The sequence below is a fragment of the Lactococcus sp. AK05 genome, assembly GCF_041026685.1.
Classification (GTDB): Bacteria; Bacillota; Bacilli; order Lactobacillales; family Streptococcaceae; genus Lactococcus; species Lactococcus lactis.
In genome coordinates, this window is the sequence record NZ_JBFTEI010000001.1 from 402,423 (window position 1) to 417,297 (window position 14,875).

At 34.8% G+C, this 14,875-nt stretch carries 16 protein-coding genes and 1 pseudogene; 15 read left to right on the forward strand and 2 right to left on the reverse strand.

Translation table 11 applies throughout. From position 1 onward, the window contains the following. The first annotated feature begins 64 nt into the window (after window positions 1–64). Window positions 65–376, forward strand: a complete 312-nt coding sequence (locus tag AB6B24_RS01945) for a helix-turn-helix transcriptional regulator (protein ID WP_003130721.1) — start codon at window positions 65–67, stop codon at window positions 374–376. A 77-nt stretch (window positions 377–453) separates the two neighbouring features. Here the strand turns inward: AB6B24_RS01945 and queA are convergent, their stop codons facing one another. Further along, complete coding sequence (gene queA / locus AB6B24_RS01950; protein WP_311805676.1) at window positions 454–1,491, reverse strand: tRNA preQ1(34) S-adenosylmethionine ribosyltransferase-isomerase QueA; 1,038 nt, start codon at window positions 1,489–1,491, stop codon at window positions 454–456. 289 nt (window positions 1,492–1,780) lie between these two features. On the opposite strand from queA, the pseudogene AB6B24_RS01955 reads away from it, so the two are divergent. Next, window positions 1,781–2,725, forward strand: a pseudogene (locus AB6B24_RS01955) (alpha/beta hydrolase). A 151-nt stretch (window positions 2,726–2,876) separates the two neighbouring features. After that, window positions 2,877–3,584, forward strand: a complete 708-nt coding sequence (locus AB6B24_RS01960; RefSeq protein WP_017864764.1) for a glucosamine-6-phosphate deaminase — start codon at window positions 2,877–2,879, stop codon at window positions 3,582–3,584. A gap of 59 nt (window positions 3,585–3,643) precedes the next feature. On the opposite strand, the gene AB6B24_RS01965 is transcribed toward AB6B24_RS01960, so the two are convergent. Next, entirely contained in the window at window positions 3,644–4,798 is a 1,155-nt protein-coding gene (locus tag AB6B24_RS01965) for a hydroxymethylglutaryl-CoA synthase (RefSeq protein WP_311803094.1), read from the reverse strand. A 308-nt stretch (window positions 4,799–5,106) separates the two neighbouring features. Here AB6B24_RS01965 and AB6B24_RS01970 point away from each other — a divergent pair, with 308 nt between their 5' ends. The 12 genes from AB6B24_RS01970 (at window position 5,107) to AB6B24_RS02025 (ending at window position 14,712) form a co-directional block, all read left to right on the forward strand. Beyond that, window positions 5,107–6,246 (forward strand): thiolase family protein, encoded by a 1,140-nt coding sequence (locus tag AB6B24_RS01970; protein ID WP_311803095.1) that lies wholly within the window; start codon window positions 5,107–5,109, stop codon window positions 6,244–6,246. A gap of 80 nt (window positions 6,247–6,326) precedes the next feature. Further along, window positions 6,327–7,559, forward strand: a complete 1,233-nt coding sequence (locus tag AB6B24_RS01975; RefSeq protein WP_311803096.1) for a hydroxymethylglutaryl-CoA reductase, degradative — start codon at window positions 6,327–6,329, stop codon at window positions 7,557–7,559. Between the two features lie 88 nt (window positions 7,560–7,647). After that, on the forward strand, window positions 7,648–7,920 hold the full coding sequence (rpsP, locus tag AB6B24_RS01980; RefSeq protein WP_003130711.1) for a 30S ribosomal protein S16: 273 nt from the start codon (window positions 7,648–7,650) through the stop codon (window positions 7,918–7,920). Between the two features lie 95 nt (window positions 7,921–8,015). After that, complete coding sequence (locus AB6B24_RS01985) at window positions 8,016–8,255, forward strand: KH domain-containing protein (protein ID WP_003130710.1); 240 nt, start codon at window positions 8,016–8,018, stop codon at window positions 8,253–8,255. Window positions 8,256–8,515: 260 nt separating this feature from the next. Then, window positions 8,516–9,460: a ferrochelatase gene (gene hemH, locus AB6B24_RS01990; protein WP_195936037.1), complete on the forward strand. Its 945-nt coding sequence runs from the start codon at window positions 8,516–8,518 to the stop codon at window positions 9,458–9,460. A gap of 114 nt (window positions 9,461–9,574) precedes the next feature. Beyond that, a complete protein-coding gene (locus AB6B24_RS01995; protein ID WP_311803097.1) occupies window positions 9,575–10,429 on the forward strand; it encodes an alpha/beta hydrolase in 855 nt (284 codons plus the stop codon). A gap of 170 nt (window positions 10,430–10,599) precedes the next feature. Next, a complete protein-coding gene (gene rimM, locus AB6B24_RS02000; RefSeq protein WP_012898171.1) occupies window positions 10,600–11,115 on the forward strand; it encodes a ribosome maturation factor RimM in 516 nt (171 codons plus the stop codon). A gap of 4 nt (window positions 11,116–11,119) precedes the next feature. Then, a complete protein-coding gene (gene trmD / locus AB6B24_RS02005) occupies window positions 11,120–11,863 on the forward strand; it encodes a tRNA (guanosine(37)-N1)-methyltransferase TrmD (protein ID WP_311803105.1) in 744 nt (247 codons plus the stop codon). A 125-nt stretch (window positions 11,864–11,988) separates the two neighbouring features. Then, window positions 11,989–12,381, forward strand: a complete 393-nt coding sequence (locus tag AB6B24_RS02010) for a DUF1149 family protein (RefSeq protein ID WP_015426726.1) — start codon at window positions 11,989–11,991, stop codon at window positions 12,379–12,381. Between the two features lie 17 nt (window positions 12,382–12,398). Further along, on the forward strand, window positions 12,399–13,244 hold the full coding sequence (locus AB6B24_RS02015) for a DegV family protein (RefSeq protein ID WP_047205940.1): 846 nt from the start codon (window positions 12,399–12,401) through the stop codon (window positions 13,242–13,244). A gap of 100 nt (window positions 13,245–13,344) precedes the next feature. Continuing rightward, window positions 13,345–14,127 carry a 4-hydroxy-tetrahydrodipicolinate reductase gene (dapB, locus tag AB6B24_RS02020; RefSeq protein WP_195936035.1) on the forward strand — a complete coding sequence of 261 codons (783 nt, stop codon included), beginning with the start codon at window positions 13,345–13,347 and terminating at the stop codon, window positions 14,125–14,127. A gap of 48 nt (window positions 14,128–14,175) precedes the next feature. Beyond that, window positions 14,176–14,712, forward strand: coding sequence for a GNAT family N-acetyltransferase (locus tag AB6B24_RS02025; protein ID WP_047205942.1), 537 nt, complete (start codon window positions 14,176–14,178; stop codon window positions 14,710–14,712). Window positions 14,713–14,875: the final 163 nt, after the last annotated feature.

Sequence of the window (14,875 nt, forward strand, 5' to 3'; positions counted from 1 at the left end):
TGAATCATGATTATTTACATTTATTAAAGTTAAGTAAAAGTAAAACAAATTGCAGGAGGTTTTTATGGCCGAGAATCAGCTATTCTACCCACGGTTAGAAGAATTAATAAGAATATCAAAAAAGTCTTTTAATCAAGTTGAAAGAGATCTAGGATATCCTAGAAATGCGCTTCATAATTATAAAAACGGTGTGGAACCTTCGGGAATTCGATTGATTGAATTGGCACATTATTTCGGAGTAACACCTGAGTATTTGCTAGGAATAAACAATGACCCCAAAAATAATGGAACTAGAATTATTTTTGAAAGTCTTAATGATTATCAGAAAAAAGATTTATGCATTATTTGTCAAGAATGGTTGTTGTCTTCAAAATAGAGTAAAGAAAGTATAAACTATAAATAAAAAAAAGCCTTATAAGGCTTTTTTATTTATAAAAATTAATTAGAATTTAATTATTTTTTGGGGCGAACGAACATTGCATCCCCAAAACTGAAGAAACGATATTTTTCATCAATCGCATGTTGGTAAGCGTCAAGAACAAAATCACGGCCAGCAAAAGCAGCGACTAACATGACCAAAGTTGATTTTGGTAAATGGAAATTGGTGTTAAAAGCATCAACAACTTTCCATTCATAGCCAGGTTTAATGAAAATGTCAGTCCAGCCAGAATCGGCTTGGATATCCCCATCAAATTTACTACCGATGGTTTCCAAAGTACGGATTGATGTTGTTCCAGAAGCAACAATTTTGTGTCCACTAGCCTTAACAGCTCTCAATTGAGCAGCCGCCTCTTCAGTTAGACGATAAAATTCGCTGTGCATTTGATGCTCATCAACATTATCCACACTAACAGGACGAAATGTTCCCAAACCAACATGAAGTGTTAATTCAACAATTTTGACTCCTTTGTCAGCAATTTTTTCTAACAATTCAGGTGTATAATGTAGGCCAGCAGTTGGAGCAGCAGCAGAACCATTCTCTTTTGCAAAAACTGTTTGATAACGTTCTTGATCTTCGAGTTGCTCGTGGATATAAGGAGGAAGTGGCATTTCGCCTAAGCTTTCCAAGATTTCAAGGAAAATTCCATCGTATTTGAATTCAACAATTCGTCCACCATGTTCAAGGGCTTCTACAACGACAGCTTTCAAACGACCATCACCGAAAACGACTTCTTCACCAACTTTCATTTTGCGAGCTGGTTTTGCCAATGTTTCCCAACGATTTTGCCCCATATCTTTAAGCAAGAGGAGTTCAATATGTCCACCTGTTTCAGCGCGTTCACCGTGGAGACGAGCTGGAAGTACCCTTGTGTTATTTAGGACAAGAGCATCGCCAGCTTCAAGTTCATCAATAATATTATAGAAATGTCTATCTTCAAGCTCTTCAGTTTTAGGGTCAAGAATCAACAAACGTGATTCAGAACGTTTTTCCAAAGGCGTTTGGGCAATCAATTCTTCTGGCAAATCAAAATCAAAATCATTTATATTCATAAGTTTTTTTATTTTACTCCATTCCGTAAAAGGATTCTAAAATACATTTATTTCAAATTAGTTTAGTTAATTTAAAGGTAATTTTTCTCTCAAATCACTAAATCAATTGGTTGATAAAAAAGCAATGCATATTGTTTTATTATATCATTTTTTGGATAGACTAGCTTTAGGAAGAACGAGAATTTTTGTAAGATTATTACTAAATAATATAAGAAGTTGCAAAAAAGAAATTTTAATATTAGAATAGTAAAATAAAATTTAAAAGGAATTTTATGAAAAAAAGGAAAAAATGATTGCTTGGATTTTAGTAGTTTTATCCGTTGTTTTGGTTGGTGGCTATTTCGCAATAGGAAACTATTTTTATGATTTAGCTGTTAACGCGCATACCAATTAATCTTTTCTAACTGCCGGGAGCAAACAGAAACCTCTTTCTAAAAAAGTAGAAGTAAGGAAAAAAGAAAATAAAGCATTTTTAGCGGATGTAAAATCCGACGCTTGGTATGTTACCTCCTCTGATAAGTTGAAGTTGAAACTCTATGCTACGGATTATAAGCAACCAACTAAAACAAATAAATGGGCTATTGTTGTTCATGGTTATGGTGGACAATCGACCGATATGGCAAGTTGGACACGTCATTTTTACAATAAGGGTTATAATGTTGTTACACCAGATTTAAGAGGGCATGGTAAAAGTCAGGGTGATTATATCGGTATGGGCTGGGATGACCGTAAAGATATGTTGCTTTGGATTGCCAAAATTATTCAAAAAGATCCACAGGCAGAAATTGTCTTATTGGGCGTTTCTATGGGAGGAGCAACGGTGATGAACACTTCAGGCGAAAAGCTCCCCTCTAATGTCAAAGCAATTGTGGAAGATTGTGGGTTCACATCAACAGGTGATGTTTTTGCCTATCAATTAAAACAATTATATGGATTACCAAAATTTCCAGTTCTTTATGCGGCAAATACCGTTGTTAAAATGAGAGCTGGCTATGATATCTTTAAATCTTCGGCAATTAAACAAGTAGCCAAAAGCAAAACACCAATTTTGTTCATTCATGGTGATAAAGATACTTTTGTTCCATTTAAGATGTTAAACCCTCTCTATGATGCAGCAAAAGTTGAGAAAGAAAAGCTGATTGTTCATGGAGCGGGTCATGGAGAATCAGAAAAAGTTAATCCAGACTTATATTGGAGCCATGTTTGGGATTTTGTTGGAAAATATATGTCTTAATTGATTACAAAAAAGTCCTTTTTTAAAAGGACTTTTTATTTTTGTTAATGTATTTTTTGAAGACAATTTTTAGTTGACATGGAGATAATTTATGATATAATGAAAGTGTAGAAAAATTGATATATACCAATTTAGAAATGGAGCATATAAAATGAAAGTTATCGTAGTAAAAAATCAACTCGAAGGTGGAAAAATCGGACTTGACCTTCTTAAAGAAGCAATGGCCAATGGCGCTAAAACATTGGGACTTGCAACAGGCTCAACACCAGTAGAATTTTATAACCAAATTGTTAACTCAGACCTTGATTTTACAGACATGGTTTCAGTAAACTTGGATGAATATGTTGGACTTGACGGTTCAAATGATCAATCTTACCGTTACTTTATGACTAAACATTTATTTGGAGAAAAACCATTTAAAGAAAACTTCTTACCAAATGGTAAAGCAGCTGACCTTGAAGCAGAAGCAAAACATTATGATCAAATTATCGAAGAAAATCCAATTGATTGGCAAATTCTTGGAATTGGTCAAAATGGACACATTGGTTTTAATGAACCAGGAACACCTGCTGAAATTACAACTCATGTTGTTGACCTTCAAGAAAGCACAATCAAAGCCAACGCACGTTTCTTTGAATCAGAAGCAGATGTACCACGTAAAGCAATTTCAATGGGGCTTGCTTCAATTATGAAATCAAAAAATATTGTTTTGATGGCTTATGGTAAAGAAAAAGCTGAAGCAATCAAAGGAATGGTTGAAGGAGAAGTGACAACAGAGCTTCCAGCATCAATTCTTCAAAACCACGCTAATGTTACTGTTATCGCTGATGAAGCAGCTGTATCATTGTTGAGCAAATAAAATAAAAAAAGTCCTGACAGGACTTTTTATTTACTGACAGAAATTCTGTCAGTATTTTTTTATCTTTTTTTATACTTACGGTGATTATCAACAACTTCTGAAACGGAGTAATCTGTCTCATCATTGAAAGAAATATTATGATTCAAATCTAAATATTGATTGAACATGTTTTCGTATTCAGGAATTGATAGACGGGTTCTTGCGTCCAACATTGATTGATGTTCAATTTTAAGTAAATGATTTTCATAACCTTCAACAAGTTCACCAGAGAAAAACTCAGCAACAGTACCAGAACCATAACTAAAAAGTCCAATACGCTGACCAGCATTCAATTTATCAGAGTTTTCCAAAAGTGAAATCAAACTCAAATAAAGAGAACCGGTATATAGATTACCCACACGACGATTATAAACGATACCACGTTCAAATTGTTCCATTAATTCTTCAGCATTGGCTGGTTTTTCAGATTCAAGCATTGGCAATAAAGCTTTTTTACCCATTTTAGTATAAGGGGTATGAAAGGCGATAGCTGCAAAGTCTTCGAACTTTAAATTTGTTCTACGGCTATACTCTTTCCAGATTTTAGCAAAAGCATCAATATATGTTTCGTTTGAAAACTTACCATCAACAGAAGGATAAGCCTGACCAAAAGGACGCCAAAAATCATAGATGTCTTGAGTTAAAGCAACATTATCATTATTTAAGGCCATAATTTTAGGATTGGCCGTGATAAGCATTGCAACACTTCCCGCTCCCTGAGTAGGTTCTCCACCAGTATTTAGCCCATATTTGGCAATATCAGAAGCAATAACTAAAACTTTAGTATCAGGATTCAAAAGAACATGGTCACGAGCAAGAGCAAGGCCAGCAGTAGTTGCATAACAAGCCTCTTTCATTTCAATGCTTCGAGCAAAAGGTTGAATACCAAGCAAATCGTGAACAACAACGGCTGAGGCCTTTGATTCATCAAGACTTGATTCAGTACCAACGATGACCATGTCAATGGCTTTTTTATCTTCCTCAGTCAAAATACTTGCTGCCGCGTTAGCAGCAAAAGTAATAATATCTTGAGTAGCAGGATTGACTGCCATTTCATCTTGCCCAATACCAATTTGGAATTTTGCAGGGTCAACATTCCGAGCATTTGCTAAATCCCTCATATCAACAAAAGTATTTGGGACAAAAAATCCAAGTTTATCTATACCGACTTTCATATTTTAAAAATTTCCTCACTTATTATTATAAAAGAAAGGAACTCCTTTCAATGTCTTTGGAATGCTTTAATTTTATCATAAAAATACGTTAAATTCTTTGCTAAGATATTTTCTTTCTATAAAATACACACATTTAATTTTTTGTTTAATTAATAAAAATTGGAATTAAGTAAATTGGTTTGTATTTTAAATGGTACAAAAAATGCTTGAATAGAGTCATTGATTAGATATTGTTTATTAATTTAATGTAAAGAGACTTTGACAAAAGTAGTTTAAAATATGCTATAATGGCTTTCGGAGGTTCATTCGTGAAAGAAATTGTAATCATTGACGCCTTAAGAACACCAGTTGGAAGATACGACGGTGCTCTTGCTGAATATTCAGCAGCAGAACTTGGAACACATGTTGTTTCAAACTTATTGTCAAAACATGAAAATATAAAATCAGATGTTGAACAAGTTATTTTTGGAAATGTTCTTCAAGCTGGTAATGGTCAAAATATAGCACGTCAAATTGCGATTCATAGTGGTCTACCTAATACAGTGCCCGCTTCAACAATCAACGAAGTTTGTGGTTCAGGAATGAAAGCAGTGATTTTAGCCAAACAACTTTTACAGCTTGGTGAAGCAGAAGTTGTAATCGCTGGTGGGACAGAATCTATGTCTAATGCCCCAATTATAAAGAATCGAAAAACCCAAGAAGAAACATTAAGTATGTTAAATGATGGCTTAGTTGATGCCTTCTCAGGAATTTCCATGGGGATTATTGGTGAAACTATTGCTGAACAATTTGATATAAGTCGAGCAGACCAAGACGCTTTTGCACAAAACTCTCAAGAAAAAGCGGTCGCTGCAAGTCAAGCTGGAATTTTTAAAGAAGAGATTGTTGCGATTGGAGAAGTCGGAGTTGACGAAACACCACGTCCTTCTTCTAGTTTAGAAAAATTAGCCACTTTAAGGACAGCTTTCAAAGAAAATGGAACTGTGACAGCAGGTAATTCTTCTCCTGTTAATGATGGAGCTTCAGCTGTCATTCTTGCAACGAAAGACTATGCTGAAAAACATGGGATTCCGTACCTAGCAGAACTAGTTGATAGTACAGAAGTTGGAATTGACCCTGCTATTATGGGAGTTTCACCAATTGAAGCTATCAAAAAATTAATTAATCGTTCAGAGCTTGAACTTTCAGATATTGACCTATTTGAAATTAATGAAGCATTTGCAGCATCAAGTCTTGCTGTCAATCGTGAACTTGGTTTAAATGAATCACAAGTTAACATTTATGGTGGTGCAATTGCATTAGGTCATGCTATCGGTTCAAGTGGTTCTAAAATTCTCACGACTTTGTCTTATGCCTTAAAACGTGAGCAAAAACGCTATGGAATTGCAAGTCTTTGTATCGGTGGAGGCCTAGGTTTGGCTGTTCTTTTAAAAAATCCTAACCTTTAAAAATTATTGTGGTTTAAACAAGTAATTTTTAAGAAATTAATGGAGGAATTGCCCAGCTTATCTGGGCATTTTTGGAAAATATGAGAAAAAAATTTTATCAAATGTCGCCCAAAGAGCGATTAGATTCATTGAATCTGTCAGAAGATACTCAGGAAATTTTGAGTGAAATGGCTTTAGATACAAATATTTTAAACAATCTAATTGAAAATCAAATTTCCGAATTTGAATTGCCAATGGGACTTGCTCAAAATTTTGTCATTAATGGAAAAGAATACATCGTTCCGATGGTTACAGAAGAACCATCAGTTATAGCTGCTGCAAGTAATGGAGCAAAAATAGCGGAAAGTTTTACGGCTAAAATAGATGAACGGTTAATGCGTGGGCAAATTGTATTTTATGACGTAAAGAAACCAGAAGAAATTATTAAGAAAATATCTGAATGTAAAAATGAAATATTTGAACAAGCTAAGCTTTCGTATCCTTCAATTATTAAGCGTGGGGGCGGTTTGAGAGAAATTTCGAGCAGACTTTTTTCAAGTGAGAAATTTATTTCAGTTGATTTCAAAGTCGATGTCAAAGATGCAATGGGTGCCAATATTATTAATTCTATATTAGAAGGTGTAGCAGAACTTTTTCGTGGCTGGTTTTCTGAGGAAAAAATTCTGTTTAGCATCCTTTCAAACTATGCAACTGAATCTTTAGTAAAGGTGAGCTGTGAAATTCCAGTTGATGCTCTCTCAAAAAAATCAAATGGTTTAGAAATTGCTCAAAAAATTGCAGTTGCTTCACAATACTCAAAACTTGACCCTTACCGTGCTAGCACACACAATAAAGGGATTATGAATGGGATTAATGCTGTAATTCTTGCAACAGGAAATGATACGCGAGCTATTTCAGCAGCAATTCATGCTTATGCAGCAAAAGAAGGAACATATCAAGGTTTGGCTAAATGGGAAGTTCATGCCGAAAAGTTATTTGGAGAGTTAGAAATTCCTTTACCTGTGGCGACCGTTGGTGGTGGGGTGAAAGTCTTACCTAAGGCACAAGCGGCAATGGAAATTTTAGGAATCACAGATGCTAGAGAACTGGCCAAAGTTATCGCCGCAGTTGGTCTAGCACAAAATTTAGCAGCTTTGCGCGCACTTGTCTCAGAAGGAATTCAACAAGGACATATGAGCTTACAGGCTCGCTCTTTGGCATTATCCGTGGGTGCAAAAGCAGATGAGATAGCAGTCGTAAGTCAGCAACTTCGGCAGGAAAAAGTGATGAATCAAGAAGTAGCTCGCCGTTTATTAAATAGTCTCAGAAACTAAAAAAGAGCTGTCAAGATTTTTTCTTGACAGGGCGAAATTAGTCTGCTATAATATTAAATATAATAAAAATAGAAATAGGAAATATAAAATGTCTGTAAAAATTCGTTTGACTCGTATGGGTTCTAAGAAAAAACCTTTCTACCGTATCAATGTTGCTGATTCACGTGCTCCACGTGATGGTAAATTCATCGAAACAGTTGGGACTTATAACCCACTTGTAACTGAAGAACAAGTAACTCTTAAAGAAGAACGCGTATTGGAATGGTTGAGCAAAGGGGCACAACCTTCAGATACAGTTCGTAACCTTCTTTCAAAAGCTGGCGTTATGAAAAAATTCCACGAATCAAAACTTTCTAAATAATTTTTGAGATAAGCTGCTTTTTAGCAGCTTTTCGTGAATAAAAAAATCACATATATTGAACTTGAATAATTTTCAAGTTAGAGTAGAGGTAAGAAATGCAAAAAGATGTGAAAGAATTAGTTCTAACAATTGTTAAACCATTGGTTACTCAACCAGATGAAGTCTCTTTGGAACTCATTGAGGGTGAGGAATTTATGGAATATCACCTTAAAGTTGCGGAGGGTGATATCGGTCGAATTATCGGACGTCAAGGTCGGATTATTCAAGCAATTCGCACAGTGGTTTACTTTGTTCCTGTAGAAGGGAAAAAAGTTCGACTTCTTGTTGATCAATAAGAATTAGAGGCTCACTTAGTGGGTCTTTTATTTTTGTTACTGATCGGATTTTACTTATTTTAAAGTAAATTAAATATTAAAAAAGTTGGAATAGTGATTTTTTTAGATTAGACGAATATTCCTAATAATAATCAAATACTTCTTTAAGATTTACTTTAATTGAATAAAAAATTATGCTAGAATGAAAAATATTGATTAACAATTGTAGATACAATCGGTTATAAATATAAATAAACTGATTTTTTTATATAGGTGGAATAATGGATAAGAAAAAAGGAATCTTATTAGTAGCTTTGGGAACTCCGCGCTCATGTGAAGCAGATGATGTGAGGGATTATTTAAAAGAATTTTTAGGTGACCCTCTTGTTATACAAAAACCAAGATGGCTTTGGTTGCCGATTTTAAATGGAATTATTTTAAAAGTTAGACCGCAAAAATCAGCAGAGATGTATAAACAAATCTGGACAGATGAAGGTTCCCCTTTGATGATTTACACAGTAGCACAAGCAAAGCAACTACAAGATATGCGCGAAGATTTTGATGTCCGTTTTGCCATGACTTACGGAGAGCCACGCATTGATAAAGTAATCGCTGAGATGAAAGAATCTGGTGTTGAAGAAATTACTGTTCTTCCACTTTACCCTCAATATTCTTTAACAACAGTTGAACCTGTCATTCAACAAGTTAAAAAAATTGATGATAAGATAAAAGTAATTAGAGACTTCCACAAAGTAGAATCTTATAGCGATTTACTGGCAGAGTCTATTAGAGAAAAGTGGCAAGCAAATGACTATGATAAATTGGTCCTTAGCTATCATGGAATTCCCTTATCCTACGTGACCAAGAAAAAAGATGCTTATGAAGAGCAATGCAAAGAAACAACACGTTTGGTAGTAAGTAAACTTGGTTTGAGGGAAGAAGAATACGAGCATACTTATCAATCAAAATTTGGTCCTGAAAAATGGTTAGAACCTGCGACTATTGATAGAGTTGCTGAACTTCCCAAAGAAAATGCTAAAAAAGTATTGATCTGTTCACCAGCATTCGTTGCAGATTGTTTAGAAACTTTATTTGAATTAGAAATTGAAAATAAAGAAGTATTTGTTGAAAATGGTGGAGAAACATTTGATTTTGTTCATCCTTTTAATGACTCTTTAGACTTTACTCGAGTATTAAGTGAAGTAGTTGACCAAAATAGACTCTGAGAAATAAAATCATTATTTTATTAGTTTTGGCCTTTAAATTTTATAACATTACTAAAGAGAAATAGGATTTGTTATAATGGTTCATAATATGCTAAAAAATAGTAAGGAAATCCAATGAAAAAACAGTATGAAATTATTTCAATGAAAGACCATTACCGAATTCGCCTTGGAATTTTTGAGCCAGACCAAAAAGCAAAAGCGGTAGTACAATTAGTTCATGGCTTTGGTGAATATACTGGTCATTATCTCTATTTAATTAATGAATTAGTCAATGCTGGTTTTGTTTGCCTAATGCACGATCAGAGAGGGCATGGTGTTTTAGCAGCTGCTAACCCAAAACTTCAAGGACGAGCTAGAGCTTACGAGAGCCTAATTAGTGATGTCTTAGAAGTGAGGAAGATAATTGGTAAAAAGTATCCAAAACTTCCGGTTTATCTGTTTGGACATAGCATGGGTGGAAATATTTCACTCAATGTTCTTCTGAGAAATATTGAAAATCAAAAACTTTACCAAAAAGTAGTAATTGAATCTCCTTGGCTAGCGCTAACAAATCCACCAGCCGTGCCGCTTCAAAGACTGGCAGGTTTTTTAGGAAAAATAAGTCCAAAAATTCGAGTTCGTACAGGTTTAAAAGTTGAAGCAATTTCTCACCGAAATGATTTAGTAGATTTAGTAACTAAAGATGGAATATACCACGAACTTCTTTCTTTGCGGCTCTTTTCACAGATTATGGAAGCAGGGCGTTTTGCGCAGAGTCAAGCTGGAAATTTGAAAATCCCAACTTTATTATTCTGTGGTGAATCAGATCAGATTTGTTCGCCCGTGGCCATTCGTTCATTTGCAAACAATGCTGGGAAAAACTTAGAATTAATAGAGATTGCAGACGGTTACCATGCACTCCATTTAGATACAGAGGCAGAGAATTTTATTGAAAGAACTAAAGATTTTTTTCTAAAAGAAAATTTTTAATTAGTATCAAAGTAAATATAAAAAATGAGTCATTCAATTTGAATGGCTCTTTTATTAATTAAACTAAGGGAATTTTTTTCATTCAAGGAAAAGATAGCTTTCCTTGAATAATAGACTTAAAAAATAGTTTTATTTAAATCAGGACTTATTAGGTATGGTATAATTGTAGAATGGAAAAATTTTACAAGGTAGGAACAATTGTTAACACACAAGGACTTCAAGGAGAAGTTCGCGTGATGCCATCGACAGATTTTGCTCAAGAACGCTTCTCAAAAGGTTCAGTTTTGGCACTTTTCGATGATAAGGATAATTATATTCAAGATTTAAAGGTGAAGTCTGGTCGCCCACAAAAGAATTTTTATGTCGTTAAATTTGAAGGATTTTATCATATTAATGATGTTGAAAAGTATAAGGGATATATTGTCAAAATTGCAGAAGAAAACCAAGAGGATTTAGATGATGGCGAATTTTACTATCATGAAATCATTGGCAGTGATGTTTATGAAAATGATGTCCTAATTGGTCAAATTTCTGAAATACTTCAACCAGGGGCTAATGATGTTTGGGTTGTTAAACGTAAAGGAAAACGTGATTTATTATTGCCTTATATTCCGCCAGTTATTTTAAACGTAGATGTGAGTCAACACCGAGTGGACGTATCTATTATGGAAGGATTGGATGACTAGAAATATGAGAATTGATATCTTAAGTATCTTTCCGGAAATGTTTGGCCCGCTTAATCAGTCAATCGTAGGTAAAGCTCAAGATAAAGGTATTTTGGAGCTACATACACATGATTTTCGGGAAAATGCAACGAATAAACAACGTCATGTTGATGATATGCCTTATGGTGGTGGTCAAGGGATGTTATTAATGCCACAGCCAATCTTTGACACAATGGATAAAATACCTCAGAAGTCTGAAAAACCTGCGCGTGTTATTCTTTTAGACCCAGCTGGGAAAAAGTTTGACCAAAAAATGGCCGAAGAATTATCTCAAGAAGAGCAATTAATTTTTATTTGTGGACATTATGAAGGATACGATGAACGCATTAAAACATTGGTGACGGATGAAATTTCATTGGGAGATTTTGTTTTAACTGGTGGAGAAGTTGCAGCAACGGTGATGGTTGATGCGGTTGTGCGTTTAATTCCAGGTGTTTTAGGAAAGGTGGCTAGCCATGAAGATGATTCTTTTTCTAGTGGACTTTTAGAATATCCGCAATATACTCGCCCAGAAGATTTTAGAGGGATGAAGGTTCCTGAGGTATTAATGAGTGGTCATCATGAAAATATTCGTAAATGGCGGTTAAAAGAATCTTTGAAAAAAACCTTAGAACGCCGTCCAGATTTATTGGATAAATATGAGGCTAATGAAGAAGAGTTAAAAATGCTACAATTATTGCGTGAAAATGTTCAAGATGTGGTAGAATGAAGTAGTGTTAAGATTTTAGTTGAATATTGGGGAATATCCTTTAAATTTGGATGATGAAATCTTTGTTCTTATTGTTCATGTCTGGATATAACTAAATTTATAATAAAAAAATAGGGGATTTTAAAATGGCTTTAACGATCGAACGAGAACAAGAATTTGTTAACCAATTTCATTATGATGCTCGTAATTATGAATGGGAAAAAGAAAATGGAACACCTGAGACTAATCTAAATGTTCAATTTCAACTTGTTCCCAAAGAACAACTTGAAAAACTTGGTGAAGGTGACACTGGTATTCACGCTGTTTTGACTTACTTGATTGTACTAGATAATATTGTACTTTCTGGTTTTGTGAGTCAATTGAACTATGTACGTGGACAAATTATTAAGGAACAAGAAGAGCTTGAACAAGAGGAATTAGCCCAACTTGCGGCGCCTTTGTTTGAACTTCTTAAACGCTTGGTCTATGAAACAACAGAGGTTGCCTTAGACCAGCCTGGAATAAACTTGGAATTTTAATTAATAGAATAGAATTTATGAAATTAGCTGTTATTACTGACTCTTCGGCAGATTTTGCTGAAAAATATAAAACTTACGAAAATCTTTTTGTCTTAGATATTCCAATTTCCATTGATGGAGTGGATTATGATTTGCAAAAAATTTCTCATGAAGAATGGTATGATCTTATGGCGGAGGCCCAAGAAGTACCTAAAACTTCGCAACCTAGAGTTGCTGAACTTGATAGCCTTTTAAAAGACTTAGAAAAACAAGGGTATACTCATGTTTTAGGTCTATTTTTGCCAGCAGCAATTTCTGGATTTTACCAAAATATTTTTTACTTACAAAGTGAATATGAGCAAATGAAAGTAGTATTTCCTGAAACTTTTATTACCTCAAGTCCGTTGGGCTATATGGTGGAAACAGTATTGGATTTGGCAGAAGCTGATGTCGAATTTGAAGAAATTATCGCAAAGTTTGAAGAACAAAGAGACGGTGACCGTGCTTATATGCTTGTCGATGATTTGCATTGGTTAGCAAAAGGTGGGCGTTTGTCTAATGGTGCGGCTGTGCTTGGGACTTTATTAAATATTAAGCCTGTGCTAACTTTTAGTACTGAAGGTAAGGTTGAAGTTTTTGAAAAAGTTCGGACTGTGAAAAAAACGATGAGCCGGATGAAGGAACTTTTGTTAAAAGATGCCAAAGATCCTTTGGCCTACAAAGTTTATGTTATTCATACTAGAGCTGAAGATCGGGCACAAGAGTTATATGATTATGCTTTATCTCAAGGTTTTGATGATGTAGAAATCGTCACTTTTGGGCCTGTTATCGCAACTCATTTGGGCTTGAATACAGTGGCTTACGGTATTTCACCAAAAAAATAAAGCACGTTTTTACGTGTTTTTATCTAAAAACAAATATTCTGAATAATAAAAATAATAGCTACTTCTATAAAATACTAATTTCTTTATAAATGAATGGGGGATGAAATTGAATAAAATTAAAGTGATTGTTGCTGGATTTCGTGGAAAAATGGGAGCTACTGCGGTACAAATGATTCTTAATGCTCAAAATTTTGAACTTGTGGCTTTATTAGGAAAGAAAGAAGAAGTCTCAGAAGCGTTCGGAGTTCCTGTTTTTAGTCGAAAAGAGGATTTGATTGGATTTGATGCTGATATTTGGCTAGATTTAACGGCTCCTGAAGCGGCTTATGAGAACACTCGTTTTGCTTTAGAAAATGGCTTTAGACCAGTGGTTGGAACGACTGGGTTTACCGATGATGAAGTAGCAGATTTAATTAAATTTTCTAGAGAAAAAGAATTGGGTGGTCTTATTGCACCAAATTTTGCCTTGGGTGCGGTTTTATTGATGCAATTTTCTAAGCAGGCTGTTAAATATTTCCCAGATGTGGAAATTATTGAATTGCACCATGACGGGAAAAAAGATGCTCCTTCTGGAACTGCTGTGAAGACAGCAGAATTGATGTCTGAGGAACGTTTGGCTCATCATCAAGGGGCAGTGGATGAAAAGGAAACTTTAGCTGGTGCTCGTGGTGCCGATCTTGAAGGAATGAGAATCCATTCGGTTCGTTTACCTGGTTTGGTGGCTCATCAAGAGGTTATTTTTGGTTCAAAAGGTGAAGGGCTGACTTTACGTCATGATTCTTATGATCGTTCAAGTTTCATGACTGGTATTGCTTTGGGAATTCGTAAGGTAATGACGGTATCTGAGTTAAAATATGGTTTGGAACATTTTTTGGATTTATAATATTTACTGACGAAATAGATTGTGACGGGATGATTAGTGGGGGATTTTATGAGTGAATTAGAGATTCGTAGATTAGAATTAAGTGATGCAGAAGCTTTTATGGATTATATTGCCAATTGGGCAACAGATACAAGTCCTTTTAAAATCGATGCTGTTAAATCTTATGCGGAGCTTTCTTTGGAAAATTTTTCGGACTATGTGGAAAAAACTCATAGAGAAGAAACTTTCGCTGAAAATCCCGACTGGTCAACAGCAACTAAATATTTTGCCTTTATTAATGGGCAAATCGCTGGCGAAATTTCTTGTCGTTGGCAAATCGAAAAGGGAATTTTGTTAGAATGGGGTGGTCATATTGGTTATGGTGTGGCTCCTGATTTTAGAGGACATCATTTTGCTGAAGAAATGGTCAAATTCGCTCTTCCTAAATATCAGAAACGTAAGATTTCTCAGGTCATGATTTCTGCTGACAAAGAAAATTTGGCAAGTCGTAAAAGTATTGAAGCAAATGCGGGTATTTTGGAAAATATTGTAGATATTGATGGTGATGAAATTTGTCGTTACTGGATTAATTTAGAGGAACAATAGGATAAAATTACTGATGGATTGCTCGGGTTAATCTGGCAGAGCGTCGAGACGAATTCACAGGTGAATGATACAGGGCAAAGCTTAAGAACTAGCTTATGACAGAAATTGATGAGAGCTAAAAGTGCTGACAGGTCTGTATAAACTTTCTGTCAGTAAAATTTTA

Excerpts from the sequence above, each read along its gene's own strand:
- rpsP (WP_003130711.1), top strand. The coding sequence starts at position 7,648 with ATGTCTGTAAAAATTCGTTTGACTCGTATGGGTTCTAAGAAAAAACCT.
- AB6B24_RS01945 (WP_003130721.1), top strand. The coding sequence starts at position 65 with ATGGCCGAGAATCAGCTATTCTACCCACGGTTAGAAGAATTAATAAGA.
- AB6B24_RS02025 (WP_047205942.1), top strand. The coding sequence starts at position 14,176 with ATGAGTGAATTAGAGATTCGTAGATTAGAATTAAGTGATGCAGAAGCT.
- hemH (WP_195936037.1), top strand. The coding sequence starts at position 8,516 with ATGGATAAGAAAAAAGGAATCTTATTAGTAGCTTTGGGAACTCCGCGC.
- AB6B24_RS01965 (WP_311803094.1), bottom strand. The coding sequence starts at position 4,798 with ATGAAAGTCGGTATAGATAAACTTGGATTTTTTGTCCCAAATACTTTT.
- AB6B24_RS01975 (WP_311803096.1), top strand. The coding sequence starts at position 6,327 with ATGAGAAAAAAATTTTATCAAATGTCGCCCAAAGAGCGATTAGATTCA.
- AB6B24_RS01995 (WP_311803097.1), top strand. The coding sequence starts at position 9,575 with ATGAAAAAACAGTATGAAATTATTTCAATGAAAGACCATTACCGAATT.
- AB6B24_RS02010 (WP_015426726.1), top strand. The coding sequence starts at position 11,989 with ATGGCTTTAACGATCGAACGAGAACAAGAATTTGTTAACCAATTTCAT.
- rimM (WP_012898171.1), top strand. The coding sequence starts at position 10,600 with ATGGAAAAATTTTACAAGGTAGGAACAATTGTTAACACACAAGGACTT.
- trmD (WP_311803105.1), top strand. The coding sequence starts at position 11,120 with ATGAGAATTGATATCTTAAGTATCTTTCCGGAAATGTTTGGCCCGCTT.
- AB6B24_RS01960 (WP_017864764.1), top strand. The coding sequence starts at position 2,877 with ATGAAAGTTATCGTAGTAAAAAATCAACTCGAAGGTGGAAAAATCGGA.
- dapB (WP_195936035.1), top strand. The coding sequence starts at position 13,345 with ATGAAATTGAATAAAATTAAAGTGATTGTTGCTGGATTTCGTGGAAAA.
- AB6B24_RS01985 (WP_003130710.1), top strand. The coding sequence starts at position 8,016 with ATGCAAAAAGATGTGAAAGAATTAGTTCTAACAATTGTTAAACCATTG.
- AB6B24_RS02015 (WP_047205940.1), top strand. The coding sequence starts at position 12,399 with ATGAAATTAGCTGTTATTACTGACTCTTCGGCAGATTTTGCTGAAAAA.
- queA (WP_311805676.1), bottom strand. The coding sequence starts at position 1,491 with ATGAATATAAATGATTTTGATTTTGATTTGCCAGAAGAATTGATTGCC.